Annotated in this window: 27 protein-coding genes; 11 read left to right on the top strand and 16 right to left on the bottom strand. The window is 41.1% G+C overall.

What is annotated here, in order from left to right:
• Positions 1 to 71 precede the first annotated feature (71 nt).
• Positions 72 to 830, bottom strand: a complete 759-nt coding sequence (locus I1A42_RS18305; protein ID WP_196124322.1) for an isocitrate lyase/PEP mutase family protein — start codon at positions 828 to 830, stop codon at positions 72 to 74.
• Positions 831 to 1,279: 449 nt separating this feature from the next.
• Here I1A42_RS18305 and I1A42_RS18300 point away from each other — a divergent pair, with 449 nt between their 5' ends.
• From I1A42_RS18300 to I1A42_RS18290, 3 genes are read left to right on the top strand one after another with little or no spacing between them, the layout of a single operon-like run.
• On the top strand, positions 1,280 to 1,582 hold the full coding sequence (locus tag I1A42_RS18300) for an antibiotic biosynthesis monooxygenase family protein (protein ID WP_088733540.1): 303 nt from the start codon (positions 1,280 to 1,282) through the stop codon (positions 1,580 to 1,582).
• Positions 1,583 to 1,597: 15 nt separating this feature from the next.
• Positions 1,598 to 1,981: an amino acid-binding protein gene (locus I1A42_RS18295; RefSeq protein ID WP_196124321.1), complete on the top strand. Its 384-nt coding sequence runs from the start codon at positions 1,598 to 1,600 to the stop codon at positions 1,979 to 1,981.
• A gap of 2 nt (positions 1,982 to 1,983) precedes the next feature.
• Positions 1,984 to 2,694, top strand: a complete 711-nt coding sequence (locus I1A42_RS18290) for a winged helix-turn-helix domain-containing protein (protein WP_230389658.1) — start codon at positions 1,984 to 1,986, stop codon at positions 2,692 to 2,694.
• 161 nt (positions 2,695 to 2,855) lie between these two features.
• On the opposite strand, the gene I1A42_RS24820 is transcribed toward I1A42_RS18290, so the two are convergent.
• Entirely contained in the window at positions 2,856 to 3,209 is a 354-nt protein-coding gene (locus I1A42_RS24820) for a LysE family translocator (RefSeq protein WP_329604864.1), read from the bottom strand.
• Between the two features lie 357 nt (positions 3,210 to 3,566).
• A complete protein-coding gene (locus tag I1A42_RS18280) occupies positions 3,567 to 4,277 on the bottom strand; it encodes a type 1 glutamine amidotransferase (protein ID WP_196124320.1) in 711 nt (236 codons plus the stop codon).
• Positions 4,278 to 4,388: 111 nt separating this feature from the next.
• Here I1A42_RS18280 and I1A42_RS18275 point away from each other — a divergent pair, with 111 nt between their 5' ends.
• Positions 4,389 to 5,159 (top strand): helix-turn-helix transcriptional regulator, encoded by a 771-nt coding sequence (locus I1A42_RS18275; protein WP_196124319.1) that lies wholly within the window; start codon positions 4,389 to 4,391, stop codon positions 5,157 to 5,159.
• A gap of 235 nt (positions 5,160 to 5,394) precedes the next feature.
• On the opposite strand, the gene I1A42_RS18270 is transcribed toward I1A42_RS18275, so the two are convergent.
• Together I1A42_RS18270 and I1A42_RS18265 are read right to left on the bottom strand one after the other, a co-directional pair.
• Positions 5,395 to 5,814, bottom strand: a complete 420-nt coding sequence (locus I1A42_RS18270; protein ID WP_161154295.1) for a GNAT family N-acetyltransferase — start codon at positions 5,812 to 5,814, stop codon at positions 5,395 to 5,397.
• 369 nt (positions 5,815 to 6,183) lie between these two features.
• Positions 6,184 to 7,107, bottom strand: a complete 924-nt coding sequence (locus I1A42_RS18265) for a LysR family transcriptional regulator (RefSeq protein WP_161154296.1) — start codon at positions 7,105 to 7,107, stop codon at positions 6,184 to 6,186.
• Positions 7,108 to 7,227: 120 nt separating this feature from the next.
• Between I1A42_RS18265 and I1A42_RS18260 the strand changes: the two genes are divergently transcribed.
• The 4 genes from I1A42_RS18260 to I1A42_RS18245 all read left to right on the top strand — a co-directional run bounded on the left by I1A42_RS18260 (position 7,228) and on the right by I1A42_RS18245 (position 10,145).
• On the top strand, positions 7,228 to 7,680 hold the full coding sequence (locus I1A42_RS18260) for a nuclear transport factor 2 family protein (RefSeq protein WP_196124318.1): 453 nt from the start codon (positions 7,228 to 7,230) through the stop codon (positions 7,678 to 7,680).
• Positions 7,681 to 8,125: 445 nt separating this feature from the next.
• Positions 8,126 to 8,962 carry an AraC family transcriptional regulator gene (locus I1A42_RS18255; protein ID WP_196124317.1) on the top strand — a complete coding sequence of 279 codons (837 nt, stop codon included), beginning with the start codon at positions 8,126 to 8,128 and terminating at the stop codon, positions 8,960 to 8,962.
• Between the two features lie 143 nt (positions 8,963 to 9,105).
• Positions 9,106 to 9,828 (top strand): AzlC family ABC transporter permease, encoded by a 723-nt coding sequence (locus I1A42_RS18250; protein WP_196124316.1) that lies wholly within the window; start codon positions 9,106 to 9,108, stop codon positions 9,826 to 9,828.
• A complete protein-coding gene (locus I1A42_RS18245; RefSeq protein ID WP_161154300.1) occupies positions 9,825 to 10,145 on the top strand; it encodes an AzlD domain-containing protein in 321 nt (106 codons plus the stop codon). Before I1A42_RS18250 ends, I1A42_RS18245 begins: the two co-directional genes overlap by 4 nt.
• A gap of 450 nt (positions 10,146 to 10,595) precedes the next feature.
• Here the strand turns inward: I1A42_RS18245 and I1A42_RS18240 are convergent, their stop codons facing one another.
• From I1A42_RS18240 to cspE, 8 genes are all read right to left on the bottom strand, one after another.
• Positions 10,596 to 10,928, bottom strand: coding sequence for a hypothetical protein (locus tag I1A42_RS18240; protein ID WP_196124315.1), 333 nt, complete (start codon positions 10,926 to 10,928; stop codon positions 10,596 to 10,598).
• A 123-nt stretch (positions 10,929 to 11,051) separates the two neighbouring features.
• Positions 11,052 to 11,891, bottom strand: a complete 840-nt coding sequence (gene kduI, locus I1A42_RS18235) for a 5-dehydro-4-deoxy-D-glucuronate isomerase (RefSeq protein ID WP_196124314.1) — start codon at positions 11,889 to 11,891, stop codon at positions 11,052 to 11,054.
• Between the two features lie 149 nt (positions 11,892 to 12,040).
• Entirely contained in the window at positions 12,041 to 12,571 is a 531-nt protein-coding gene (locus I1A42_RS18230) for a cyclophilin-like fold protein (RefSeq protein ID WP_230389657.1), read from the bottom strand.
• Between the two features lie 29 nt (positions 12,572 to 12,600).
• Positions 12,601 to 13,767 (bottom strand): MalY/PatB family protein, encoded by a 1,167-nt coding sequence (locus I1A42_RS18225; protein ID WP_196124313.1) that lies wholly within the window; start codon positions 13,765 to 13,767, stop codon positions 12,601 to 12,603.
• Between the two features lie 15 nt (positions 13,768 to 13,782).
• Positions 13,783 to 14,649, bottom strand: coding sequence for a DUF3737 family protein (locus I1A42_RS18220; protein ID WP_196124312.1), 867 nt, complete (start codon positions 14,647 to 14,649; stop codon positions 13,783 to 13,785).
• Positions 14,650 to 14,824: 175 nt separating this feature from the next.
• The gene (locus tag I1A42_RS18215) at positions 14,825 to 15,466 is read right to left on the bottom strand and encodes a carboxymuconolactone decarboxylase family protein (RefSeq protein WP_230389655.1); all 642 of its coding nucleotides are present in this window, start codon (positions 15,464 to 15,466) and stop codon (positions 14,825 to 14,827) included.
• A 501-nt stretch (positions 15,467 to 15,967) separates the two neighbouring features.
• Positions 15,968 to 16,168 carry a hypothetical protein gene (locus tag I1A42_RS18210; RefSeq protein ID WP_161154306.1) on the bottom strand — a complete coding sequence of 67 codons (201 nt, stop codon included), beginning with the start codon at positions 16,166 to 16,168 and terminating at the stop codon, positions 15,968 to 15,970.
• Between the two features lie 376 nt (positions 16,169 to 16,544).
• Positions 16,545 to 16,760 carry a transcription antiterminator/RNA stability regulator CspE gene (cspE, locus tag I1A42_RS18205; RefSeq protein WP_161154307.1) on the bottom strand — a complete coding sequence of 72 codons (216 nt, stop codon included), beginning with the start codon at positions 16,758 to 16,760 and terminating at the stop codon, positions 16,545 to 16,547.
• A 479-nt stretch (positions 16,761 to 17,239) separates the two neighbouring features.
• Between cspE and I1A42_RS18200 the strand changes: the two genes are divergently transcribed.
• The 3 genes from I1A42_RS18200 (at position 17,240) to I1A42_RS18190 (ending at position 20,987) form a co-directional block, all read left to right on the top strand.
• The gene (locus I1A42_RS18200) at positions 17,240 to 18,253 is read left to right on the top strand and encodes a Fe(3+) ABC transporter substrate-binding protein (protein WP_161154308.1); all 1,014 of its coding nucleotides are present in this window, start codon (positions 17,240 to 17,242) and stop codon (positions 18,251 to 18,253) included.
• A gap of 74 nt (positions 18,254 to 18,327) precedes the next feature.
• On the top strand, positions 18,328 to 19,953 hold the full coding sequence (locus I1A42_RS18195; protein WP_161154309.1) for an ABC transporter permease: 1,626 nt from the start codon (positions 18,328 to 18,330) through the stop codon (positions 19,951 to 19,953).
• Complete coding sequence (locus I1A42_RS18190; protein ID WP_161154310.1) at positions 19,953 to 20,987, top strand: ABC transporter ATP-binding protein; 1,035 nt, start codon at positions 19,953 to 19,955, stop codon at positions 20,985 to 20,987. Before I1A42_RS18195 ends, I1A42_RS18190 begins: the two co-directional genes overlap by 1 nt.
• A 125-nt stretch (positions 20,988 to 21,112) precedes the next feature.
• Here the strand turns inward: I1A42_RS18190 and I1A42_RS18185 are convergent, their stop codons facing one another.
• Genes I1A42_RS18185 through I1A42_RS18175 form a run of 3 tightly spaced genes read right to left on the bottom strand, consistent with a single transcriptional unit; the run spans position 21,113 to position 22,788 of the window.
• Positions 21,113 to 21,961 carry a peptidylprolyl isomerase gene (locus I1A42_RS18185; protein WP_161154313.1) on the bottom strand — a complete coding sequence of 283 codons (849 nt, stop codon included), beginning with the start codon at positions 21,959 to 21,961 and terminating at the stop codon, positions 21,113 to 21,115.
• A 33-nt stretch (positions 21,962 to 21,994) separates the two neighbouring features.
• On the bottom strand, positions 21,995 to 22,471 hold the full coding sequence (locus I1A42_RS18180) for a nitrogen fixation protein NifZ (RefSeq protein WP_196124310.1): 477 nt from the start codon (positions 22,469 to 22,471) through the stop codon (positions 21,995 to 21,997).
• Complete coding sequence (locus I1A42_RS18175) at positions 22,468 to 22,788, bottom strand: nitrogenase-stabilizing/protective protein NifW (protein ID WP_161154315.1); 321 nt, start codon at positions 22,786 to 22,788, stop codon at positions 22,468 to 22,470. Before I1A42_RS18175 ends, I1A42_RS18180 begins: the two co-directional genes overlap by 4 nt.
• Positions 22,789 to 22,790: the final 2 nt, after the last annotated feature.

Here is a 22,790-nt window from a genome sequence, read left to right as displayed (position 1 = left end):
CGCTAGATGATTTTGGGGCAGTTTTGGGGTATAAAAGCGTTTCAGCCAGAACTGGCTGAAACGGATATGGGCTAAATAAACAATGTATCAAAAGATTGCTCTCTTTTAACTGAAGCTAAGGTAGAAGCTAGAGAGGCAAGCATTGCCTCATGTACAAAATTGCCCATGCTTATGCGTTTTACACCTAGAGTTTTCAGTTCTGAAAAACTCGGTAATCCAGGTAGACACATTACATTTATCGGTAGTGACGTACTATCGACAACTGATCTAATATCTTCTTGTTTACTGATACATGGTAGAAAAATGCCATCAGCGCCTGCTTGCTGATAACAATCAATTCTCTCGATACTAGTTTCAAGAGGGTCTTCAACATTAAGTAGGAACACATCACTTCTGACATTAATAAAAATTTCAAGATCTGCCTCACTAATGTATTTTCTAACTTTCTCCAATATTTTGCCAAACAGAGCGCTGTCACATAAGCTTCTTTCACCGTCTAGCACGACACTATCTTCTATGTTGACTCCAACAACACCAATTTTAACTAGCTCCATAATATTCTTCGCTATGATTTCAGGTGTCTCTCCATAGCCAGATTCAAGATCTACGGTCAAAGGCAGTTCTGTTGACTTAGCAATTGCTTTTACAATCGACAAAAGGTCTTCGAAACGGATATTTTCTCCATCTTCTTTCCCTAGATTCTTAGCAATAGCTGCGCTAGAAGTACCAATGACAGAAAACCCAACACTCTCGGCAATTTTTGCGCTTGGAACATCCCATACATTACCAATAACTAGTAGTTCTTCCATTTCATGCATATTTTTGAACATATCTTATACTCCAATTCTCTTTTATATTGAATAAGTTCAAGTAGATGCTAACAAGAGAAGGTAAATAAGACGCGCCATTTTCGGAACTGAATATTGTGAGTTTTCTAAATTATATAAATACGGATTATTGAATAGCTACCAATAAATTAGGCTTACTAAAATTTAGTTAACTTTAAGCTATAAGCCCTTGCAATCTGGTACGCCGATAGCTTGAAATGGGGCACAAATGAGTCAGCTCAGATCAAGCTGAATCGAAGATGGACAAAAGCTTCTTAGAGCTACAACTTAATCTAGTGAACTACTAATTAGCTCAGATATGAAAAACTGGGTAATTCCTTCTATCCTCAACATCAAGAATATAACAACCATATTTCGGTCATCAACGAAGTATCATTTTTCCCATTAGCTATAGTACCTACAACAATTAGGTGGCATAGATAGGTAAAGAAATGATTGCTGTATTATTTGAGGCAATGGCTGTTTCGGAAAAGAGAGACAGATACTTCCAGTTGGCAGAACAATTAAAGCCACTTCTCAGTGATATCGATGGTTTTATATCAATCGAGCGTTTTCAAAGCACAACAAACCCAGACAAATTTATATCTTTATCTTGGTGGAAAGATGAAGAAGCCATCAAGCATTGGAAGAAAAATGTGCATCACAAGCTTGCTCAAGACGAAGGAAAATCTACTATTTTTTCTTTTTACAAAATCAACGTCCTAACCTCGACACGAGAATATTGTTCACAATAACATAGAGATAGTAAAATGCATGATATACATATAATTTTAAAAAATAGTCCTGGAGAATTAGCCCGATTTGGTGAAGTACTTGGAAAGAATGGAATTGGACTAGAAGGCGGTGGAGTTTTTGCTCATGAAAATAAAAGCCATGCCCATTTTCTAGTCGAAGATGGAGAAAGAGCGAGGAATATCCTTACTGAGAATGGATTTGAAGTAAAAGGGGTCACTTCTCCACTTATACGAAAACTCAAACAAGAGCAACCCGGTGAGCTTGGTGCGATATCTAAGGCTTTAGGAGATAAAGGCGTTAACATTATTGTTCAGTACAGTGATCATGATAATCGATTGATACTTGTGACCGATAACTATACATTGGCCGAAAATGCAACAATTGACTGGGCTGTATAAACTTGAGCAAAGAAAATATCTCTTCAGTAACATCAATAATAGATTTTAGTCAGGAAACCGACATGGCAGCCTTAGCGGCTGCCATGTCGGATGCCTCAAGGATGAAAATCCTATGTGCGTTGATGGATGGAAAAGCTTGGACTGCAACCGAATTAAGCGTTATAGCAGAGGTTGCACCATCAACTACTAGTTCTCACCTATCCCGCCTGCTGAAAGCTAATCTTGTTATATGTTTATCCCAAGGACGACACAGATATTTTCGCCTCTATAGTAAAAACGTCGCTGTATTACTCGAACAAATGATGGGAATTACTTTCCAAGTAAATAGTCCCTCTCGTTCCAAAGTACCTCAAGAACTTCTCCAAGCAAGAACCTGTTATAACCATTTAGCAGGCGAAATAGCTGTTCAACTGTATGATTCACTATCAAAAAATAAATGGATTGACAGTGATGGCAAAGGTATCACTAAGCAAGGACAAGAAAAATTTTTAGAGCTAGGTATCAATACCGATGAGAAAACTAGAAGGAAAAAATGTTGTCCATGCTTAGATTGGAGCGAAAGAAAGTTCCACGTTGGTGGTCACTTAGGAGCATCGCTACTTAGTTTTTTTGAAGATAATAACTGGATAGAAAGAGTCCCCGGATATCGCGAAGTTGTTATTACTAATAAAGGTAAAAGAGAATTCCATGGGCATTTTGACATTGATATATAGGTGTCCTTAGAGAGCAAAGCATGTAAACGGTTACTCATTAGCGCATGTTGTAGTGGCACACTGAGTTTGGTCGCGCAGTTAGATTAGAAAAAATAAGTCAAATGAGGCTTTGGTAATATCTGCGTTAAATCGGTCGAAACAAGGAATGGGGCAGAGATTTGTTAGCGACTGATGATTAATTTCAACCCTAACCATCCCATCACTGACCCAGACAAATAATCAATAATTTTTTTGAACTTTAAGCATGCTTGACGAGGACGTGAAGAGGATAATACTAATACAACGATAAGATACCATCCCGCATTGCTTAAAAATGTGCATATCGGTATCGCGATATAGAAATGCGTAGGTATGCTTTTAGGAAGTATTGTTGTAAATACGCTAGCAAATACGATGGCTGTTTTGGGGTTGCTAAGTTGGGTTCCTAAACCTAATAAATACGAACGAAATAAGGGAATCTCTTGGCAACGACTAGCATCTAAGACCTGTAGAGGAATTCTAGCGGATCTTACAATTCCAAATGCCAGAAACAGGAGATAACATACGCCTGCAATTTTAAATAGCTTATCGGTATCAGGCTAAAAATCATTTGTAATCCGAGTAAGGCGGCAAATGATAGAACTAAAGCTCCCGTCTCCATACCTAGTGCAGTAACAACGCATGCAGCCTTGTCAGTGAAATTGCTCGTCTGGCAACAAAGATAAAGCTCGGCCCCGGACTCATAACACCGAGAGTAAGCGCTACGGTAATTGCCAATATTGGCATCTATGCTTGCAAATCAATGCCCATGTGTTTCCTTAACAACCTATAAAAAGCCATATAACCGACTCAATGAGCCAGTTATAAAATCAAAAGCAACCAGAAACTTAACTTTATGCTTGATAGGATTTGACTAGTTTATCCAAAAATTCGTATAGCTTTTGGTTCATCTCACCATAGTCATGACTCAGTAGTGCTTTGTACTCCTCAACAAAACGATAGTTTGCAGCCTCGCTGAGATCATCATTTTCGATGAGCAACGCTACAACTTCTTTAGTCAATTCCATATGACACTGAAAACCAAACACCAAATCGCTATAAGCAACGATTTGACGAGGACAGCCTTCACTGTATGCAATTATTTTTGAGTCTGGTGTCAGTCCCGGCATGTCGTTGTGCCAATGGCCCACTTCCAGCACTGTGCCAAAATGGTCAAACAATGGATGGGTAATGCCGTCTTTGGTTAGCGTGATAGGGAATTTACCAATTTCACGTTCAGGGCTATGCTCATAGTGAGCACCTAACGCTTCACCAATGAGTTGAGCTCCCAAACAAATACCAAGTACGACTTTTCCTGCATTAATCGCTTTTGTTATTACCGCCTGTTCACCTTTGGCATCGAAATGAGCACATTGCTCGATAGTGGTTACAGGATCTTGTGGGCCACCCATGACAATCAGAAAATCGATATCATCTACTTTTATCGGAAGAGAGTCACCGTCATAAACTCGAGTATAAGTCGTGGTGTAACCGCGAGCTTTAGCCCAGAACTCGTAAGCTCCCGGAACTTCAAAATTTTCATGAATGATAAAGTGAACACGCATCTTTTGGCCTTTTACCTTTTGTCTCTTCTAACGATTGGCCTACGATGTTATACCAAATCCGAGTGGCGTAATTTATAATAACTGACAATTAATATAGATAAGCCGCCAATCATGCAAGCTAACGACTTAATCAGAGATTTTCCGGATAAACAATTTATAACTAAATCAACCAGCATGATCTCTGGATATATTGATGATTTTCATTCACATCCATGGCACCAAATAATCTTTCCACGTCAAGGGTTGTTACAATCAGATATTAGCGATAAAAGTGTAATAGTCCCTCACAATGGTATGCTCTTTATCCCCGCTAATACCATTCATAAATCTGTTGCGATTACAGACACACAATTTTTAGCGATTTACCTCAACCCTAACAAACGAGTTCAGTATGGAAGTGAGCCTAAATCCTGTCAGGTAAACGCCTTCCTCAAAGAATTGATACAGCTTTTATTTCAGAACGATACGCTCTCACAGTCGGAATCCAATGTGACACATCTGTTAACGGTCTTACGAGATCAAATCGAGGCAGCGAAAAGTTATGAAATACCACTTCTCATCCCTACGGACAAACGCCTTTTATCTATTTTTCTACAGCTTAAACAGAAACCTGACTTACCGTTTACGTTAAAAGAATGGGCAAAAAAAGTCGGAGCATCTGAGCGCACATTATCCAGATTATGTGCGAAAGAGTTCTCTCAATCATTTGCTCTTTGGCGACAAAATATAAGGCTGGTTTTATCTCTGCCATTATTAAGCTCGAAAATGAGCATACAGGAAATTGCTATGGAGTTGGGGTACGCATCTGATTCATCCTATGTACAGGCTTTTAAAAAGCTGTTCAATCAAACCCCAAGAAAATACCGCACAGTAAACCTTTAAACGAGTACAGACTATTCAATATAATGGATTACACCACTTTTGGGATTATTTTTAATAAGGGAAACAAACGCGCATAAGCATGTAATCATGCTTGGACTCTAAATGATAATGGGGCAATTTCGTGCTAGATATGCAAGGTTAACCTGACACGTTGATGGACAGAAGCGTCTTAGAACTGATTCTCTATAGCGTTTCTGTCAGATTAGGAAAAGTATGTTGATGGCATAGTCTCTTGTTATGTGAATGCTTTCTCATGACTAACGTGGTGCCTATTTACAGGTAAATAACCACAGGCTTCGTAAAATTGATTCGCTTGTAGAGTATCGGTAAATAAAGTGACTTTTGTGAAATACTGAGACGCATGTTTCTCAAGAAATTCGAGCAATTCGCGTCCAACACCCAAACGACGACTGCACTTACTTACATAGAATCGACGCAACCGCGCGCAGTCATCTTGGCGATTAATACCACCGATAGCTACCAATTTACCATCGACCCTAACAGTCACAAGGGTTTCACCGTTCTTATTGAACTTATTTACTCCGCTTGCAAAATCATTTTGAAGTCGTGCTAAAAAGCGAAAACCTTCCAATTGGCTTTCAGTTATCAGAGTTTCAATATCACTTGGTAATCGTTCTACTTTCTCGATCTTCATAAATTCACATAACAGTATCTTTTCAGCAGACATTGTCTTTATAATATTTTCAGAAAATACAGACGCCATACCTGCAACATACTGTTCTATATGTCTTATTCTTCCTTCCACTCATAAATTGCAGAACATGTCTGTATAATCAAAAGTGCTCAACTAGACTCATAATCTACCATTAAGAAAAGTAGGTCAAGAACTGACTTAAGAAAGAGGTCAAGAAGCTCGTGCTAAACGATTTTGAGGCAAAAACGTTTTAGACAGAGCAAACTGAAACGAAAGTGGACAAAACTGAATCAGTAACTTTGCCAATATATTTGAATGATGCACAAGGAACTTCAGCTACAACAAATCAACTCAAAGGATAAGACTAAGTCATAATCGATAAATCGAACCCATTTTTTCAGCCTCTGCTAACAAAGCATCAATCACTACCCGTTGTCTCGGCTTTAAATATCGTGAACGCGGCCATACAGCATGTATTGGCATTTCAGCACCCGCGTATTCATTAAGTACCGTCACTAATGCACCTGTCGCAAGGTGCTCACTAATCAACCAAGTGGGTAACTGAGCTATTCCTACTCCGTTTAAGACAGCAGATAGCATTGCGTCACCATCGCTAAAACAATACCGCCCATGAACCACCTGTGAAAAACTTTCACCATTAGTATGCCTAAACAACCATGCAGGTTGAGAGCTTCTCTGCCCGCCGACAATACAGTCATGTTCTGTCAGTTCAGTCACTAGCTTAGGAGTCCCCTTCTTTTTAAGGTATTCGGGGCTGGCACACACAACCAATCGTTGGCCCCCTAATCGTCTTGCAATTAAATCCGCATCATCTTCTAATGTACCTATGCGTACCACAAGGTCAACGCCTTCATCAATCAGATTGATACGCCTTTCACTAAATGCAATCGACAAATCGAGATTCGGGTATTTCTTAGTTAACTCCAGCAAAACTGGCATGATGTGTCTTCTTCCGAATGCTGCTGGAAGATGAACATTTAAGATTCCAGAAACCTGAACACTTCCTGCGACAACACCTTGCTCCAAGCTGTCGATTTCATCCAGTATACCAATCCAACCTTCAAAATAACGTTGGCCTTCTGGTGTTGGTGTTAAGCTGCGTGTCGTTCGATGCAGTAATTTCGTACCTAACTTTTTTTCTAACCGGGTAACACTTTTACCAACTGCAGAACCAGTAAGCCCTAAACGTTCACCAGCAGCAGTAAATGAACCCGTTCGTAGCGTTTCAACGTATTCAATAACACCAGAAAATTGAGTCTCTACAACCTTCATTATGGAACCATGGGATGCAATAAATGGAATTAGAACTGTATTATCATTTTAAAACAAGTCAATACAATATCTCCTATTAGATGAAACAACCTGTCCTAGCTCATTCACTGGAGATCCACCATGTCTGATAACAATAAACGTATTAACGCCCTACTTGACCGCGAAGATATTCGAGCATTAAGACTACGTTACAGCCAGCTACTTGATAGTGGCAAAGCTGAAAAAATGGGAGAAGTCTTTACAGACAATGCCGAAGTTAAAGTTACCGTCGGTTCAATGAAGGGTTTAACTGAAATCAAACAAAGTCTAAAAGAGGCTTACCACGCATTCGATACACAAAACCGAGCACATTTTCCTTTTGTACACGCGGTAACCAATCACGATATTACTTTAATCGACGAAAACAATGCATCTGGCAGCTGTTACCTACTGGATTTTGTTACTGATCGAGACCAATCTCAACATCCGTTTTTGCTTCTAGGACATTACGTAGATCAGTATGTTCGTGTAAATGGAGAATGGAGAATTTCGCATAGTGAATTAGATGTTTTATGGCCGGAAGAGTCTCATTAATACCCCAAATAAGAGTTCAGAAACGATGAATAAAAACATACTTTAACTACCAACCAGCTTTCAACGTGTGTTTTCCGGCGATAAGCTAACTGTTGGATTATTAACGCTGTTGGAAGCTTATCCAAGCACACCGTTCCCAACGGTAAATCAATAACATAATCACTATAAAAACGGGTTAAATTGCTCTGTGCAGTATAAGTTTGTTAACGACTAGTTTGAGATAACTTTTTAATAAGGGTAACTACGTATTCTTTGAGCTAGTTTTTTATAACGCTACAACTAACTTATTCCCTCTATATTAGGAATACATCGGTCTCTACATAAGAATGCCGAGCAATATGCAACTCCCCCCATCATCATATACTTCGTCATCTGAGCAATTTTGTACAAAACACGAAGTGATTTTTTGTATAAACTAAACAGTTGTCGTAGACAAGAGTGAATTATGGATAAGCAACACACCCTAAAATCGAAGGAAAGTGCAAAGTTTCACGTGGCAGATGAACTTGGTGGAATTGAACTACTCGATGCTAAATATGAGACCCAGACTTTTTCCCGTCATAGCCATGAAGGATACACTATAGGGGTCATTGAGCGCGGCGCACAGAGTTTCTACCGTACGGGAGCAAATCACACAGTTCCGCAAGACTCTATAATTCTGGTCAATGCTGACGAAATGCATACCGGTCACTCAGCCGTGGAAGGAGGCTGGGCTTATAAAGCAATGTACCCTCTAGCAGAGCAGTTTCAGGCTATTACCCAAGAGCTTGGCAATAGCAGTTACGGGGCTCCTTACTTTCCCGATGCAGTAGTGAAAGACCCAGAACTTGCCAGTCAATTTCGTCTGGTGTTTTCTACTCTAGAAGAATCTGACAACCGCCTGCTACGAGAAACTCTGGTGTACGCGAGTTTAGTCAAGCTAATGGCACGTCATGGTAAGACCCCGCCTAAACCTGTTGAAATGTCCAAAGCTCAGCAACAATTAATTCTGGTAAAAGAATTTCTTGATGACTTTCCACAAGCCGATGTCTCATTGGAAGAACTGGCTAAATTGGCTGGTATCAGTGCATTTCATCTGGTTCGGGCATTTCAGAAACAATTTGGATTTCCCCCTCACGCATACCAAATTCAGGCTCGGCTACGCTATGCCCGCAGGCTACTCAAAGCCGGACATTCGATTTTAGATACTGCGCAGGAATGTGGCTTTCACGATCAAAGTCATCTCCACCGCCACTTTAAAAAAGCGATGGGAATTACCCCCAAGCAGTATATTCAACATTAATCCGCTACCGTCATTATTAAGCAGCAACTTTGTACAAGTATTTTCCTCATTACTGTGATGTCATGATTTACGCTAATTTCAGCTAAAAACCATAAATATTACGTGTTTCATATAACGTCAACAATCCAAAGCAGGATGACTTCATGAGTAGTACCGTTTTGACGCAGCATTCTTACACTAAATCAAAATCTCGTTCCTTCTGGCAAGGTGTCATTGCCATGCTGCCGTTAAGCGTGGCTGTTTTACCTTGGGGGTTACTTGCAGGCTCATTCGCTATTGATGCCGGGTTGAATCCGTTTGAAAGCCAGGCACTATCCGCTATTTTATTTGCTGGTTCAGCGCAACTTGTCGCAACGGGTATGCTCAAAACAGGTGCAGGTTTAATAACTATGTTGCTTACAACACTGTTTATTACCTCACGTCATTTTCTCTACAGTGTGTCAATGCGGAGTAAAATTAGCCCACTACCAACTCGTTGGAGACTCATACTCGGCTTTTTGTTAACCGATGAGTTGTTTGCAGTGTGCGGCCAACAGAAAGAACAGCAGTTCAACCAATGGTACGCGCTCGGGGCGGGATTGAGTTTCTATCTGGTTTGGAACTTGGCGACACTCGCGGGCATTTTTGCTGGTAGGCGAGTTCCCGCTTTGAACGAGTTAGGGTTGGAATTTGCTGTCGCAGCGACATTTATTGCGATTGTAGTGCCGAACATCAAAAGTTTGCCCATGATTGTTTCTGTCTTAGTAGCAATATTACTTTCCGTTAGCTTAACAGTGATCAATTTAGATGGCGGCCTTATGATCGCTAGTATTGGAGCGATGCTTGCAGGTTATGCTACCGAGCACTTTCAAGGAGCTCAGTCATGATTATGTTATCTATATTCGCTATGACAGCGTTAGTTTTCATTAGCCGCTATTTATTTCTAGAACCTAAGTTGCCACTGCGTCTAAGCGCAAACGTACAACGTTTCCTAAGTTATTCTAGCCCAGCAGTGCTTACTGCAATCTGGGCACCCATTGTATTTACTCATGAAAAATCGTTGTGGCTCGATAGCTTTAACCCTTACATTTGGGCATCCTTACTCGCAGGAATTTTGGCCTGGAAAACTAAAAATGTATTACTTACAACAGTAGTTAGTATGGCGGTGTTTTTAATGCTAAATCTGGTGTTATTTAGAACTTAACAGCATACGTCTGCATAATTTTAGATGTGATTTATGCAGAATATATGTATGAGCTAGTTCTTTTGACCATTAGAGCTTTCGTGTATTTATAGCGTTTTTCCCACAGATTCAATCCACGTTGGTACGTTGGCTCTGTACCAGTTGATGTATATTGATGTGTCTGGTTTATTTCGACTAGTTAAAATGTTTGTCACTTCAATAAGAATCCATGTCTTGGCTATAACCAAGTGTTTCTCTAGTAATTGAGAGGGAAATTTAGAGTTAAAGCTAGCATACTTCTCGGCAATTGACTGATAGTAATAAGAATCCCCCAGACCTCGAACTAATGGAGCTCAGTCAATAGCAGATCCCATCCTCGATAAATCTTGTGATTTCATTACTCCCGCCCGGCAGAATACAATATGGTGTATATCCTCGTTAGATTCTACGGTATGTTCAGGTGAAAAATACTTACTGCAACCAAGCCAATAAAGCGCTAATTAGCAATAACATGATGCCAGCAATACCTAATGAAAACGCAAAACTAATTCGGTTGTGTCGGTCTTTTGCATCGCTCTCACTGCTGACCAGTTCACGATGAGTGATTAGTAACGTTACATCTTGATTACCTGCGCTGCTGCCGTCATAAGCTAAGTACGCAATACCGATAGCAAAAACACCACAGAAAGCAACGTAATCAACTAGAGTAATTGATGCTAGATAAGGCACTAACCACCGTGCCAGAGATCCGATTAGAACAACCGCGATGAACGCATATAAAATTCCTAATATGAATGATTTCAAGATACTTCCTTTTATCTAACCGTGTCATCATCGTAATGCAGCCCTTTATTTTGCGCAACATCCTGTTTCTTAGTACTTTTCCATCAGTTAGTTGATTACACACAAGCACGCTAATGCATGTAATTAGCGAATATCTTTCATGTCCACAAAATCCATATCGTCGAAGGTTTGGTTTTCTCCCAGCATTCCCCACACAAAACTGTAATTTTGTGTTCCGCAGCCAGAGTGAATGGACCAACTTGGTGAGAGTACAAACTGTTTGTCGCGCACAACAATATGGCGAGTTTCTTGAGGTTCTCCCATAAAATGGAACACCACTTGATTGGGGGCAACATTGAAGTAAAGGTAAGCCTCCATACGCCTTTCATGCGTATGGGCTGGCATGGTATTCCACACGCTGCCAGGTTTGAGATGAGTCACGCCCAGACAAAGCTGGCACGTCGGCAGCACATCAGGGTGAAGATATTGATTAATCGTCCGAGCGTTGGCGTTTTCTGCTGTACCAAGTTCAACATAACGGGCCTGTTCACGGGTAATAATTCTGGATGGATAACAATGGTGAGCAGGTGCGCTTAAACAATATAGGAGCGCAGGGTCTGACTGTTCTAATGACGAAAACTCAACATCCTGTTCTCCCATGCTCAGATACAGCGCATCTAAATAGTTCAAACTGTATTCTTGAATTGCTGTTTTCACTTTGGCTGGACCACCAAGGTTCACTAATCCCAGTTCACGACGCTGAAGAAAATACTCCACACCAAATGCTTTGGTATCGACAAAATCATTAAGTTTGAGTGTCGTGCTATTCGGCACCACTCCCATGGCCACAATTCGGTCAATGTGGCTATAAACCAAAGTAATGTCGTCACGTTGAAATAAGTCTTCGGTAAGAAATTCTGAACGTAGGCGATCGGTATCGTATGTTTTAGCATCCAATGGATTGCTGTTGTAATTGGTATGCATGAGCTTCTCCTTATATTGGAGCCAGACTAGCACTCATACAAATTTGAGCAATATCATTTGGATACGCAAAAACAAATTTGTGACAAATAGAATCATTTTTATTGAAACGTCGTTTATATTTTTGATCGAACGTAATATGACAGCGGAAACTATTCATCTAACTCTATAGTGACAACCATAGATTGACCGGACATGAACCGCTTTAGACCAGCATCGATTTTACCTAGGTGAATCAGGCCATTTGCATGACCGAAATCGCGGTAGAAAATCACCATATTACCCCAAGGCGCGTAATAAGCGATATCGCCAGCTCGCGCTGAAGTGCCTGACGGCGCGCCTTCTCGAGTCAATTTTTCTGGAAGATAGGCAATTTTTTCGGTGCTCGCGTAATCTTCTAGCTCAAATGACAACGGTAATTGACGCACAAAATCCCGAGTGGTCGGCGTGTCATTGAGTGTTGCATGGATTGTTTGATCGTCAAAAACAAAACGAATTTTCATCGGTGAACTCCCTAAATTAGAATGGCTATCTGCTAGTGCGCTTTGAGCTGTACCAGTGATAGAAAAAGCAAACAGCAACGAACACAATAAGCCTGATGCTCGGCGGTAACACTTCGTCAACTTGGATGGCGTATACCGTCTTTTGATATCGTATTGGGACTGTTTCTTGGTATTGTTCATGAATTACTCCTCCCCTCATCAGCAAGACGTTAGCAGGCGTTAATCCCTGCTTTGAAACGATTTAACCCATCCATGAGTAAAGCTCGTGGACACGCCATATTCAGACGTAAGAACCCTTCCCCATCGACGCCAAACACAGAACCTGGGCTAAGAATCAGATGTGCTTCGCGTTCGAGTTTGTCGACCAATTCGTTAGAACTCATGCCTAATGAACGGCAATCAATCCATGCTAGGTAAGTCGCTTCCTGCTTGGTGAGCGTGACTTGAGGGATCTCTTTTGCAATGAACGCTTGAGTGATTTGGTAATTACCGTATAGATATGTGAGCAGCTCATCGAACCATTTTTCGCTATCTCGATAAGCAGCAATCAATGCTTCGATACCAAACGGGTTCACATCGCACACTTCATGAATATTCAATGTTTTATTAACACGCACACGCAATTCAGGATTTGGCACAATAATGTTAGCGATTTGCAGGCCGGCAATGTTGAAAGACTTACTTGGCGCATGGCACGTCACACTGTTCGCCGCAAATTCAGGGCCTAACGCCGCAAAAGGCTGATGATGGTATTCTGGGAACACCAAGTCACAGTGAATTTCATCACTGATCACTTTTACGCCATGGGCAAAACAGATAGCACCAATTTTACGCAATTCAGCTTCAGTCCAGGCTCGTCCCACAGGGTTATGCGGATTACAGAGTAGCAATACGGTATTGTTTGGGTCTTGCGCTTTTTGCTCAAGATCCTCAAAGTCAACTTCATAATAACCATCGCGGTTAATTAACGTATTTTCAACGACTTGACAGCCCATGTTACGAATGGAGCTAAAGAAGCAGTTGTAAACCGGAGTCTGCACGATCACCCCATTACCTGATAAGGCTAATGCTTTAATTGCCGCCGACACAGCCGGAACCACTCCGGAGGTATAGAGCACCCAATCACGTTCAATCGCAAAGTCATACCGACGCTTAAACCAACCCATTAACGCTTGGTAATACAAACTAGGCACCTTGGTGTAACCAAAAATACCGTGCTGAACACGATGTGTTAGTGCATCAATAATGGCCGGAGCTGTTGGAAAGTCCATGTCAGCCACCCACATAGGTAGACTGTCTTTATCCAGTGAACGATCCCATTTGTAACAGCCACTGCCTCGGCGAGAAGTAATTTGGTCAAAATCGTATTGCGCCATGACGTTGTCCCTTATTTAATCTTCAGTTTCGATGGTACATTCACTTGGAGTAATACGATGTTCATCGAGAATAATTTCACCAACTGATTTCGCCCTAATATATCCACTCTTAGGATTTTTGATGCTCACCACGTGAGATTTGATATCTGCTTCAACTGATGAGTATTCAAAACCCAGCTCGGCGTCATCCGACATAACGCAGTTTTCTAACACTAGGTTTTCACAGTAACAAAATGGCTGTTCACCACGAATAGTGCAGTTTACTAAACGAAGGTTTTTTGAATGCCAGCCTAGGTATTCACCATCAAGAACACTGTCATACACAGTCACATTCTCTGATTCCCAGAACGCATCTTTCGATTCAAGGTGAGAATTACGAATCACCACATTTTTTGCTTCTTGGAATGAATAGTTTCCTTGCATGTGCATATCATTAATCTCGATATGTTCGCCATGCATAAACACATAATCAGCGCCTCTCAGTTGTACAGTGTCTAGAGTAATGTTGTCACACCACCAAAAGGTTTCTCCAGCAGAAGAAAAGACCGTGTTTTCAACAGTAACATACGAGACTTTACGGAACATTTTGGGCGCATCGACTTTGCAGTGACGCATCACGACATTTTGGGTATACCAAATCGCTGCACGGCCATAAACGGTAAATACATTGTCCTCTAGCAAGACGTTATCACTATGCCAAAATGGGTATTTGCATAGAAATTCGCAGGCTCTAGCCACAACATGTTTTGAGTGTTTTAGGGCAGATTCGCCCGGATAAAAGCGCACTTTTTCCAGCGTCATGTTTTCACAGGCAAATAACGGGCGTTCACCTTCATAAAAGGTATTTTCGATGAGTTGGGTTTCCAATGTCATATCAGTCATTTGGATATTACCTCTTGAATTGTATGCCCCATAAACAACTAAAGCACTGAACAGGTTCAATGCCTTAGTGATTAATAGGTCGTTATTTTTTCAGTCAGAACCAAAGAAACGCTGCATGTTTCCCTTCACGTTGAGGGCACCGAGAGATGGTCATGCACCGCACCAATCAAAGTGGTTATTTACGAGCAGTGAGGACTTGGTCGAATACCTTAGCCGCTTCATTTGCTGTTTCTGCACTCACGGTTTTACGTAGTACTTCGATAAAGTCACGAATTTGTGCTTCGGTGATGCCGTTATGCATGCTAATTGCGTAGTGAGCCCCGAGTTGGCTGCCAGCCCCTTTTAGGTTGGCGAGAGCTGCAATGGTCGCTAATTCACGATCTTGCCAAGTCAGCACGTCACGTTCAAAAATATCGCCAAAGAGGTGCGCTTTTAGATATTCATCAACGGCAGGAGCGAAATCAAATAGCGGACCTTTGACTTCTTGTCCAATCAATTTGGTTTGGTTTGCCGTCCCATTTTTAAGGCTGTTGTAATCAGCTGGCAATGGTGACGCTTCTTTACCTATCTCGTCTTTAATGCCTTTTTCTTTCCGTTCATTAACGACACTCATGAATGCGCCAAGCGCATTCAAGCTACGAGGGAACCCCGTGTAGGCATACATTTGCACCAGGATTTCTTTGATTTCGTTGACGGTTAAACCTGCATCTAAACCTTGATTCAAACTGATTTTCAGGTCTTCGATATCGCCACTAGCAGTCTGTGCAGCAATGGGAATAATGGCAATTTGTCTTCTATCCAAAGATGATTCTGACATTGCATAAGTCTCCGTTAATCCGATAAGCATGAGTAAAACAACTGAGAATGTCCTTACAAATATGAGCGACTTCATTGGAGTCTCCATTGAAAGTAGTTTTAGCTACAAAGAACGAGCACAACTTTTTAACCATGCTGCGTTTACTTTGATGTCGTTGGACTGAAGATATTTTATCCATGTATCCGATTTAAGCCTTAGCCTAATCGATTCCATTTATTGCCTAAAAATACAAACCATTGTTATCACGGGAAATAAATTGAGTTCAGTGTTGTCATCAAACGCGTTATAGGCTTGAATGACTTATCACTCATGTTAGGGAAAACGTGACAAGATAGATAAGGAGGGAGAAAAGAAAGGATTCTGATAAAGAATCCTTGCTAATTATTAAGAAGTGTCTTTTGGAGAGATAGATTTTTATAACAAATAAGTTACCAATATCAATCGATGTTTCAGGTTAAATTTTAGTTAATTACCTAAACTGCAGAATAAATAATTTAATAATTAATTTCTATTAATGAATCGTTCAGCATTTGCAAATAATTTATCGCATAGCTTTTTCTGATTTATGTATTCTGGTGAACCTTCAACCATAGATTCTAGAATTTCTTTTTCTTCTTGATATTGCTTTACCATAACAGCGAATCGCTCTTCGAAGTTATTCTTCTGTGTTTTTTTTATCGATTTTCTTACTGGTCTTCTCATATTGTTCCTACCTTATAGATCCCAAAGTTTTTTTTCTTCTCGTTCTAACAAAATTTTTTCAATTTTTTTTCTTGTATGATGAATACTATTAGAACTTTCGTTCGCGCTAGGGCTCTTGGCTTTGTCTGTTTTAGGCTTAGAGCACGTTGACGTTTTTTTCAAAGCTCAGTCTCCTTCTAATATTTTTCGATAAAAACCCTTTAAAACCTTTCTATATAATCTTAAACTTCACCCTATTTTTGGAAAAATAAGAATAAATGATGCTTAAAGGGACCATTATTTAGACTATGGAAATCTGATATTTCCGTATATCAATATTTTATGGATACATACCCAAATAACCTCCTCTAAAAAATTAGAAGAGAGACTTTGCAAATTATGACACTAAAGTAACATTGCTAGCTTGTGGGCCTTTGTTACCTTGTTCAATATCAAAAGAAACCTTTTGACCTTCAGCTAGAGTTTTAAAGCCTTCGCTAACAATTGATCGGAAGTGAACAAATAGGTCTGCACCGCCGTTTTCAGGAGTGATAAATCCAAAACCTTTCGTTTCGTTAAACCATTTTACTAAACCAGTTGTTTTATTTGACATATATCTCGATACATTGAATGAGTTAAAAAGGAAGCTACTAAATAAGGTATGAAGAAAAAGGTATCGCAGGATAGATATGACGAATTTAATCGAAAAACTGAGAAGATCTTGAACTAAATGTATTATCAATAGCTCACCAGAAGAGCTAACGACACTATACACGATATACATATAATAGATATGTATTTCTCTATTATATTTTATTTTCTTTAAAATCAATAAGTTAAGTTTAAACCATAAAGGTTTAGTGCTTTTTAAAGCATGATATATCCAAATAATTATTAAAAAACAGGGAGTTAATGTCATTTCGATAGGAACCATTTCATCACACCAGGGTATTTATGCAACTTGTATGGCAACATTTTTCTAAAAATACGCTTTAGATCATCTCTGTTGATAATCGTTATCTCCATTATGTATTAACATTATTAATAACTATTATCATTACTAATTTGTTTATGTGCATTAGGAGATTATCGATGAAAAAAATGCTGACTCTTTCAGCTATCTGCGTGGGTCTTTTCAGCACTTCTGCCATGGCTACCAATGAGGTTAACGTATATTCATATCGACAACCTTTTCTCGTTAAACCCATGTTTGAAGAATTCACTAAGGAAACAGGCATAAAGGTCAATGTGAAGTTTGCGAAAAAAGGATTGACCGAAAAGTTAGTACAAGAAGGTCAATACAGCCCTGCCGATGTAGTCATCGCCACAGACATTAGTCTCTTAACTGAGTTAGTTGATAAACAGGTCGTACAACCATTAGATAGCCCCATTATTGATGCCAATGTTCCCACGCAATACCGAGATAGTAAAGGTCAATGGTTTGCGCTTACACTGCGTGCTCGTAATGTATATTCCTCTCGCGCTCGCATAGGAAAACTGAGTCACGATTTCACTTATGCCGATCTCGCTAACCCGAAGTTCAAAGGCAAAATTTGTACTCGATCAGGCAAGCATCCCTACAATGTGTCACTGATTTCATCCATGATTGCTCATCAAGGTGAAGCAGCAACAAAAACCTGGCTACAAGGCGTAAAAGCGAACCTAGCCCGTAAGCCGCAAGGCAATGACCGTTCACAGGTAAAGGCGATAAAAGAAGGCTTGTGCGATCTCTCTTTAGGTAACAGTTATTATCTAGGCAACATGCTCAATGATGCGAAACAAAAAGCATGGGCAGAGTCTGTTTATATCAATTTCCCTAATCAAACGACAACAGGCACTCACGTTAATGTCAGTGGTATGGCGATGGCTAGATATGCACCGAATCACGACAATGCCAAAAAGCTGATGGAGTTTCTAACCGGTGATAAGGCACAAAAAATGTACGCAGAAGTGAACTATGAATATCCGGTGAAACCGGGTGTTGAACGCTCTAAGCTGGTGAAATCTTGGGGCGATTTTAAGCCTGATACCCTCAGTTTGGAACAGATCGCGAAATATAACAGTACAGCGGTAAAATTGCTCGATGAAGTGAAATTCGATCTTTAAGTATTTGCTATACAAGTAAATATTTACTAAAGAACGACTTTTAAGGTGTTTAGATCTATAAGAGAGCCACCAGCATGATGGATAAACCTAACTTCTGGCTATGTGGTAGTGGAGCATTTGCCCTGCTATTGGTTCTGCCTATTTTGTCGCTGTTCTACCTTTCGATACAGGGCTCTGGTGATTTATTCTCTCATCTTTTTGCAACGGTGTTACCCACTTATACTTTAAATACCTTATTGCTCGTTGCTGGCGTCATGCTGCTCTCGTTATTATTTGGGCTACCATCAGCGTGGTTAATGGCAATGTGCCGCGTGCCCGGAGAAAAATATTTACAGTGGGCACTTGTGCTTCCTTTAGCCATGCCTGGCTATATCGTCGGCTATATCTATACCGATTGGTTTGATTACGCGGGGCCTATTCAGCAATGGCTTAGAGACCTCACCAGTTGGGGAGCATCAGACTACTGGTTTCCAGATATTCGTACCTTGCCCGGCGCTATTTTTGTATTAGCGTTAGTGCTTTACCCTTATGTATACTTAATGTCTCGCTCAGCGTTTATGGAACAAAACGTGAGCTTACTGCAATCCGCAAGGCTACTGGGTTGTTCCCCACTCGAAAGCTTTCGCCGCGTATCTTTACCTTTAATTCGTCCAGCGGTGGCAGTTGGCCTTTCTCTTGTTGCCATGGAAACGTTAGGTGATTTTGGTACGGTGAGCTATTTTGCTGTCAGCACCCTAACTACCGCCGTATATGATACGTGGCTTGGCTATTCAAACTTAGGTGCCGCGGCTAAAATATCCGCCATTATGCTGTTGGTCGTCGTACTTCTATTGAGTGGCGAACGCTACAGCCGTAGAAAACAGAAACTGTTTCAAACCAGCTATACCAGCCATGAAGATGTGCGCTATGAGTTACATGGCTGGAAAAAAGCCCTTTCAGTTGTATGGTGTTGGGGGTTAGTTGCTATCGCATTTATTCTACCGCTGGTACAACTGCTTAGTTATTCCTACGATTATTTTATTCAAAGCTGGACGCCAGAATTTAAAATATACGCTTTTAACAGTTTAAAAATTTCAATATTGGCCGCCTTAATTGCAACCGCTATCGCTATTGTTGTTAACTTCACTCATCGTTTACAAGGCGCTCACCAGAGCCTATTTTTTATGCGCGCCGCCTCGTTAGGTTATGCCGTGCCCGGCACAGTGCTAGCCATTGGTGTATTAGCCCCTGTTCTCAAAGTCGATTATTGGATTAATGACATGGCAAAGTTTATGGCATGGGATCAACCTGGGTTGGTGCTATCGGGGTCGATGTTTGCCATTATCTTCGCCATGGTGGTGCGTTTTTCAGCCGTGGCCATTGGTAGTGTTGAGAGTAGTTTAGGTAAGGTTTCTCCATCAATGGACATGGCCAGTCGCACAATGGGATGTAACGAAACACAAATGCTACGACGTGTTCATTTACCGATGATAAGGCGTGGCATTTTGGTTGCTATATTATTGGTTTTCATTGAATCGATGAAGGAGTTGAATGCGGCATTACTGCTGCGCCCATTTAATTTCGAATCATTAGCTACCTATGTGTATAACTTTGCTTCCGATGAACAATTAGAGCTTGCCGCTCTCCCGGCCGTGCTGTTAGTTCTGGTTGGTTTAATTCCGCTCATCATTGTTAACCGTTCACTGGAGAGGGCTCACTGATGACACATACTCTTTCTATTGCAAATTTAACGTGTCAGTACGAACAACAAACTGTACTTGAATCTCTGTCTTTATCGGTTAATCAAGGGGAAATTATTTGTTTGCTGGGTTCCAGTGGATGTGGCAAAACAACATTACTCAAAGCCATTGCCGGATTATTACCAGTGAAAACCGGGGCCATCTATCTCAATAATCGCACTCTGGATGATGGGAGTCGTCAAGTGCCTCCCGAACAGCGCAATATTGGTATGATTTTCCAAGATTATGCACTTTTCCCTCACCTTACCGTAGGTGAGAATATTGCCTTTGGCCTTAGAAAAGTCACTACTCAAGAAAAACGCGAACGCGTCAATAACATGCTTTCTTTAGTTCGATTGAACGGTTTTGCCGATCGTTATCCTCATCAACTCTCTGGAGGGCAACAACAGCGAGTGGCTATCGCTCGATCACTGATCTATCAACCTGATTTGTTATTACTTGATGAGCCTTTTTCAAATATTGATACTCAAGTGCGCCACGACTTAATCAAAGAGATTCGTGATATTTTTAAACGCCAAGGCGTCACAGCGATTTTTGTCACTCATAGCCGTGAAGAGGCCTTTGCTTTTGCCGATAAAATGGCCGTCATGAATCAAGGTAAGATTGAACAATTCGGCACAGCCAGCGAGTTGTATCATCACCCATCAAGCAAATTTGTGGCCGATTTTCTCGGCGGCGGCAGCTACCTTCCCGCCACAAAATCTCGAGATAACGACTACTTAACCTCTCTGGGAATCATTCAGGCCGATTCTCCTTCTGAGCTAACCATTGAACAGCAATGTATCTTACTCATGAGACCTTACAACATAATTTTACAATCCGACAGCCATGCTGAAACTCAAGTAGAAGAGCAACAATTTAGAGGCGACCAATGTCACTACGTGGTCCATGTTAAAGGGAACAAACTGATCGCCACTTCGCTAGAACCTTTATCCATTGGCGATCACGTATCCGTCAATATCTGCTCTAAAGGCGTGTATGCCTTCCCGAGTTAATACAACCAATTTATCGGTTGTGCCCTTTTGGTTCCCACTCGTGGCTTGCTTTTAAAGTGAATAAACACAAAAACACCACATACTAGATGTGGTGTTTGATGATGGTGAAATGATTTAAACGACCGTTACGCTGGGTAAGCTTGCAGCAACTGGGTTAACCATTGGCGCTGTAAGTATTGGCGAGCGCGTTGGGTATGTTTCTCTTCGAGAAAAGGTAAGGCTTCTGCAAAACTTGCCATCCCCTCAGGTTTCATCTGATGGTATTTTACCAAGTGAAAGCCTAATTCAGTTTCAATCGGAGTGCTTAGCTGGTTAGATGCAAGCGATACCAAGCGCTCGGTTATCTGCGGATAAAGTTTCGTTTCATCACACCAACCGAGATAGCCATTATTCATGGCGCTGGGGCACTCTGAATATTTTAGCGCATGCTGGCTGAACACATCATCATCTTGCGCTTTACAATGATCATAGACAGACCAAATACGAGCCACGACTTTGGCGTGCGTATTGTCTGGGTATGCCTCATTCACCGTAATTAAAATCTGGCTCATATCCCACATTTGTGGGCGATGAAACTCTTGCCGGTGAGTATTGAAATAACGCTCGGCATCTTCTTGTCTTAGTGATGGCACATCACGACTCACCCACTCCATAACCTTGTCGCATTTGAGTTCTTCTTTGAGGGCTTGGCGCAACTTCCCTTCATCGAGATGTTGATTGTTAAGCGCTTGAATAAACCCTTGATACGAATCATAGCCTTCAATACAAGAATCTAATGCCTGATCAACTTCTTGCTCGCTCAGAGCAATCCACTGAGCTTCTTGGGATTGCAAAATGGCTTCCTGAATACGATAGAGCTGTTCCACCTGTTCATCGACTTTGACACGCTGCATACTCGACAGAAATTCAGGATTTAACTGATAAAGCTCTGTCGCGACTTTTGCGGTTAGATAATGTCTTTTATAGGCTTCCATACCCACTCCTTTCCTATCAATTAACCACGAGACCTATAGAGAATCATGAACAGCTTCTAATACTGAGGCATCCAATTTAAAGACGTATTCACCACACGCGACTTCGTATGTGAGAGAGCCATCTTCGAGATCGCGCCAAGAACGTTTCACCTCAATCAGATCGCCTTTGCTCGCTAGCGGTTCGCCTTTGATGGTTAAGCTTTTGGTTAAACGCGCTTTATCCAAACTGTATAAAGTGCAAGGCACCCAAGGTAAATCAGCTCGGATCAATTCAGTTTCGCGAATACCAATCACCCGATTCACCTCAGGAAAATAGACTTGGAAAATCACCTGCGTTTGTAAAAAATAACCGTAGCTGCGTACTTCGCCACAAGAACCCGCCTCGACCAACACGTCCCCTTTGTCAAAGTCAGGGAAGCTCCCATCATTACGCACTGTGCGGATAACGCGCACAGGCTCTCCTTCGGCAAAGCGTATGCCGGGTTGTCTTTCTAATTCCCAATCAGTCATGGTCGCTCCTCTTCAACAACGGTCAGTGAGCCACATTCAGTACTGTGACAACTTTGGCATCCATGTGAATCAAACGCAGGCTCTCTTCCAAGTGCCAATTGACGATAAGCAATACTCAAGGTTTGATGGTAATAACGGTATTCACTTAATCGAGCCGGTTGACTCGATAACAATTTTTGAAACAGACGGAGTAACTGGATATGTTTACGTTCAACAAGTTCTGGCTCGTAATCGATATCAAAATAATCTAAGAAGGCTTCAGCGGTACTTAGCTCTTCTAAATCTTCTAAAAATTCCTCTGGGTCGATATGGTCCATAA

This window comes from Vibrio nitrifigilis (assembly GCF_015686695.1).
Classification (GTDB): Bacteria; Pseudomonadota; Gammaproteobacteria; order Enterobacterales; family Vibrionaceae; genus Vibrio; species Vibrio nitrifigilis.
Note: the sequence above shows the minus strand (reverse complement) of the source record. Positions and strands in the feature narration are given on the sequence as shown.

Coding starts and splice junctions, on each gene's coding strand:
- I1A42_RS18305 (WP_196124322.1), bottom strand. CDS start 830: ATGTTCAAAAATATGCATGAAATGGAAGAACTACTAGTTATTGGTAAT.
- I1A42_RS18300 (WP_088733540.1), top strand. CDS start 1,280: ATGATTGCTGTATTATTTGAGGCAATGGCTGTTTCGGAAAAGAGAGAC.
- I1A42_RS18295 (WP_196124321.1), top strand. CDS start 1,598: ATGCATGATATACATATAATTTTAAAAAATAGTCCTGGAGAATTAGCC.
- I1A42_RS18280 (WP_196124320.1), bottom strand. CDS start 4,277: ATGCGTGTTCACTTTATCATTCATGAAAATTTTGAAGTTCCGGGAGCT.
- I1A42_RS18275 (WP_196124319.1), top strand. CDS start 4,389: ATGCAAGCTAACGACTTAATCAGAGATTTTCCGGATAAACAATTTATA.
- I1A42_RS18270 (WP_161154295.1), bottom strand. CDS start 5,814: ATGAAGATCGAGAAAGTAGAACGATTACCAAGTGATATTGAAACTCTG.
- I1A42_RS18265 (WP_161154296.1), bottom strand. CDS start 7,107: ATGAAGGTTGTAGAGACTCAATTTTCTGGTGTTATTGAATACGTTGAA.
- I1A42_RS18260 (WP_196124318.1), top strand. CDS start 7,228: ATGTCTGATAACAATAAACGTATTAACGCCCTACTTGACCGCGAAGAT.
- I1A42_RS18255 (WP_196124317.1), top strand. CDS start 8,126: ATGGATAAGCAACACACCCTAAAATCGAAGGAAAGTGCAAAGTTTCAC.
- I1A42_RS18250 (WP_196124316.1), top strand. CDS start 9,106: ATGAGTAGTACCGTTTTGACGCAGCATTCTTACACTAAATCAAAATCT.
- I1A42_RS18245 (WP_161154300.1), top strand. CDS start 9,825: ATGATTATGTTATCTATATTCGCTATGACAGCGTTAGTTTTCATTAGC.
- kduI (WP_196124314.1), bottom strand. CDS start 11,891: ATGCATACCAATTACAACAGCAATCCATTGGATGCTAAAACATACGAT.
- I1A42_RS18230 (WP_230389657.1), bottom strand. CDS start 12,571: ATGAACAATACCAAGAAACAGTCCCAATACGATATCAAAAGACGGTAT.
- I1A42_RS18225 (WP_196124313.1), bottom strand. CDS start 13,767: ATGGCGCAATACGATTTTGACCAAATTACTTCTCGCCGAGGCAGTGGC.
- I1A42_RS18220 (WP_196124312.1), bottom strand. CDS start 14,649: ATGACTGATATGACATTGGAAACCCAACTCATCGAAAATACCTTTTAT.
- I1A42_RS18215 (WP_230389655.1), bottom strand. CDS start 15,466: ATGTCAGAATCATCTTTGGATAGAAGACAAATTGCCATTATTCCCATT.
- I1A42_RS18210 (WP_161154306.1), bottom strand. CDS start 16,168: ATGAGAAGACCAGTAAGAAAATCGATAAAAAAAACACAGAAGAATAAC.
- cspE (WP_161154307.1), bottom strand. CDS start 16,760: ATGTCAAATAAAACAACTGGTTTAGTAAAATGGTTTAACGAAACGAAA.
- I1A42_RS18200 (WP_161154308.1), top strand. CDS start 17,240: ATGAAAAAAATGCTGACTCTTTCAGCTATCTGCGTGGGTCTTTTCAGC.
- I1A42_RS18195 (WP_161154309.1), top strand. CDS start 18,328: ATGATGGATAAACCTAACTTCTGGCTATGTGGTAGTGGAGCATTTGCC.
- I1A42_RS18190 (WP_161154310.1), top strand. CDS start 19,953: ATGACACATACTCTTTCTATTGCAAATTTAACGTGTCAGTACGAACAA.
- I1A42_RS18185 (WP_161154313.1), bottom strand. CDS start 21,961: ATGGAAGCCTATAAAAGACATTATCTAACCGCAAAAGTCGCGACAGAG.
- I1A42_RS18180 (WP_196124310.1), bottom strand. CDS start 22,471: ATGACTGATTGGGAATTAGAAAGACAACCCGGCATACGCTTTGCCGAA.
- I1A42_RS18175 (WP_161154315.1), bottom strand. CDS start 22,788: ATGGACCATATCGACCCAGAGGAATTTTTAGAAGATTTAGAAGAGCTA.